Origin of the sequence: Paracoccus cavernae (genome assembly GCF_042430175.1) — a bacterium.
In the GTDB taxonomy this organism is placed as follows: Bacteria; Pseudomonadota; Alphaproteobacteria; order Rhodobacterales; family Rhodobacteraceae; genus Paracoccus; species Paracoccus cavernae.
The window spans coordinates 1-3,343 of sequence record NZ_JBHMDZ010000028.1; the positions used below are offsets into that span (position 1 = coordinate 1).

Genomic DNA, 3,343 nt, shown 5'->3' on the forward strand with positions numbered 1-3,343 from the left:
ATAACCTGAAGGTCACAGGTTCAAATCCTGTCCCCGCAACCAATACTAATTCTTCAATAATATCAACGGCCTCGATGCTCATGCCCGAGGCCGCATGTGCATGTCCGCCGTTTGAGCCTCCCTGCATGGGCTGACCGTTGGCCAGGCGCAACAGCCCCGCCAAGGCGCCATGCAGGTCGATTGCCAGATCCTTGCCATCGGGCTTGGGCGTCAGCACGATCTTCTCGATAAGGCCGCGGATCGCCTCCTTGGCCTCTTCCTGGCCCTCGGCATCGGAGAGGCCGCAGATCAACTGGCCGACGCGGGTCCGATAGGTCTTCGCCATCGACGGATGAAACCGCACCGGATCCGGGGAAGCGGAGGAGAGCAGCTGACGTTCCAGCTCCTGGCGGCGGCCATCCAGCTCGATCATCCGGTCCCTGACCTGTTCCGCAGGCACCCCGGCGATGATCGCATCGATGAGCTTCTTGTGATCGGCCCTGACCTGGCGCATGTCTCGCTCCAGCACGCTGCGTCCGACAGTGGCCTGAGCCTGCAGCCGGTTGCGTTCGGCCGCATATTCCTCGCAAAAGATTTGCACGACCTCCGGATCCATCAGGCGCTGTTCGAGCGCATTCAGAACCACACTGTCCAGGTCTTCGCGCCGGATCACCGCCATATTGGTGCAGACCGCCGGGCCTTTCTTGCGCGCGGCCGAACAGCCAAAGGATTCCTTGCTGACCTTGGAAAAGCCGGCATCACAGCAGCCGCAGCGCATCAGCCCGGAGAACAGGAACCGCGGTCGGCGCCGGTCCCAGACCGGGATGTCGGTGTGTTTTGACTTCAGGGCGCCTTGACGTCGGCGGGCCGCTTGCCAGAGTGCGTCGTCGAGAATGCGCAGCTCCGGTACGTCGGTGATCACCCAGTCCGTTTCCGGGTTGAGCCGCGAGATACGCTTGCCGGTGCCCGGGTCCTTGACATATTTGAGCCGGTTCCAGATCTGACGGCCGATATAAAGTTCGTTGTTCAGGATGCCGGTGCCGCGCTCACTATTGCCGTGAATCGTGGAGGTGCCCCAATGACCGCCCTGCGGCCCGGCAACGGACTCCAGGTTCAACTGTTCCGCGATCATCTTCGGCGAAATCCCTTTGGCGTAATCCTCAAAGATCCGTCGCACGACTTTGGCCTGGGCCGGGTCGATCGCACGATCGCCACGGATCGGTTCGCCATTCTCGGCATGGCGGATGATGGCCATGTAGCCATAGGTCAGGCCGCCGGCGGATTTACCCGCCAGTGCTCGGCCCTTGAGACCACGATGGGTCTTCTTGCCGAGTTCCTTAAGAAAGAGCGCATTCATCGTTCCGGCCAGACCGATATGCATCTCGGAGACCTGACCTTCGCTGATCGTTTCGATCAGCTGACCATTGAACTGGAGCCTTTGGAAAATCGTCGCAATATCGGCCTGATTGCGGCTGAGCCGGTCCATCGCTTCGGCAATCACAACGTCGAATTGACCGCTCTGAGAATCGCGCAGCAGCTTTTGCAGGCCCGAGCGCATCATACTGGCGCCGGAAATCGCGCGGTCGGAGTAGACCTCGACCACTTCCACGCCCTGCCTTGCGGCATAGTCCCGACAAGACCGGATCTGATCCTCAATCGAGGCGTCGCGCTGTAGGTCCGAAGAAAACCGCGCATAGATAGCGGCGCGCAGGGCTTGGGTCATGGCGTGGGCTCCTCGTGGCGTTGGTCAGTTCGGGCGGCCCTCCTGTCCATGATCCGCGCGAGCGGCCTGGCGCGCAAGGGCGCGGATGAAGTCGAGGTAAGCTGCGCGATCATCTGGATCGGCACCAGAGGCCGGCATGGGACGAGCCGGGGCTGTTGCCCCTGTCCGTCCCGTGCGCTGTGCGCCCTGTTGCCGAATCTGTGCCAAAAGCAAGCCTTCCTCGTGCCGCGAAGAGACGGGCTCTCGCGGGTCATGTTCATCAATCCGGGATTCTGGGTCCGGGTCATGAGGATATAATAGAGCATCGATACTCCCCCAGAAGGCTTTGCGAACCGTCAGGCTTCGCAATTATGTGGATAACCAGGTTAACGAGATGAAATATAAAGAGAAAATAACATCGATAAATCAAAAAAGCAGACGGATTAAATATATCTAGTCATGAATCTTTGAAGAGGGAGGTTTGAAAAACTATCAACGCTGGTATCAAAGCTTATAAAAGAAAAGACGGATATAAAATATCCAGGGATTAAAATGTAAGATGAATGTGAAAGAGTGAAAGAAGTAAGGGAAGGAGATGTTTCCATAATGGCCGTCGATGGATGGATATGATCAACCTCCCCGAGGTCAGGTTGGCAGGCGGCCGACGGTCGCCATGTGGCGCGTGTTTCATTTTATGCCATGATCGGCCGCGAGCTTGTGCATGAGGGCGCGATAAGCTTTGAACACCCGATCAAGTGCCACGGGATTGTCGAACGGTGCGAAACCGGGCAAATGGAACTCGACCAAGCCTGCTCCGAGATCGGCTTGGCCCATCCGACGCGCAAGTTCCGCCTCGAGTTCGGTGTATGGCCGGCCCAACTTGTACCACCGGCTCACGCTGCGGGGGCCAGCCTGCGTCGCGGTCGAGCGCGATAAGGCGCGAGATGGTGATCATGTTGGTGCCGAGCTGTGGATGGCCTGTCACTTCGCCCCAGAGGACGGTGATTGGGGTGGGGTGCGATGCGATCATGATGCGCCAGAAGTCGAGGATCGGCGCGGTGGCGAGTTCGTCATCCGTTGGCCCGCGTTTTGCGGCGCGAATTGAGTCAAGGATGCGCTGGACTTGTTAAAGCGGTGCGGGAGTCATGGGCTGCAGGTGGTCGGATCATGGTGCGGTTCGGGGCCCGGACGGTTGCGACGGTGCCGCATAGGGCGGTTGCCGTGGTGGCTGCTCGGGTTCCCGAAACCGGTCCGTTGCAGATCTGCGCTGGAGAGATGCCGTTGCTGCTGCAACGCTCGGGCGATCGCGATCAATTGCTCCTGATGCTGGCGCAGGATGACCGCGGCTCTGTCTTCACCTTTCCGTAGCCGTTTCCGGATCATGTCCTGAGTGGCGGCGTCGAGCTTGTCGAACTCATCCACGCCGGACCAGATCGGCCCTTGCGCGCCAAGGCCGAACTGCGTCTCGATCATGGTGGCGATGCGGGTCGCGATGGCCAGGTCGGATTCCTCGCCGCCGCCCGCGCCGGCCGACACATCGCCGAGGATGACTTGTTCCGCAGTGCGTCCTGCCAGCGTGTTGTTGATTTCCGTCGAGACGTGACCCGGTAGACGGGATAATTTTCATTGAGAATTGACCCATGTGACCCTTCTCCCAACGCA

At 59.6% G+C, this 3,343-nt stretch carries 3 protein-coding genes and 1 pseudogene; all 4 read right to left on the minus strand.

Annotated features, from left to right (window positions below):
- Nucleotides 1-1,702, minus strand: a 1,702-nt coding sequence (locus ACFFUC_RS12500; protein ID WP_377686699.1) for a recombinase family protein, incomplete at its 3' end; no start/stop codon positions are given.
- A gap of 666 nt (nucleotides 1,703-2,368) precedes the next feature.
- On the minus strand, nucleotides 2,369-2,578 hold the full coding sequence (locus tag ACFFUC_RS12505) for a DUF6634 family protein (RefSeq protein WP_377686701.1): 210 nt from the start codon (nucleotides 2,576-2,578) through the stop codon (nucleotides 2,369-2,371).
- Nucleotides 2,579-2,588: 10 nt separating this feature from the next.
- Nucleotides 2,589-2,795, minus strand: a pseudogene (locus tag ACFFUC_RS12510) (DUF6634 family protein); the annotation flags it as partial.
- 29 nt (nucleotides 2,796-2,824) lie between these two features.
- Nucleotides 2,825-3,217 carry a M41 family metallopeptidase gene (locus ACFFUC_RS12515; protein WP_377686703.1) on the minus strand — a complete coding sequence of 131 codons (393 nt, stop codon included), beginning with the start codon at nucleotides 3,215-3,217 and terminating at the stop codon, nucleotides 2,825-2,827.
- Nucleotides 3,218-3,343 lie beyond the last annotated feature (126 nt).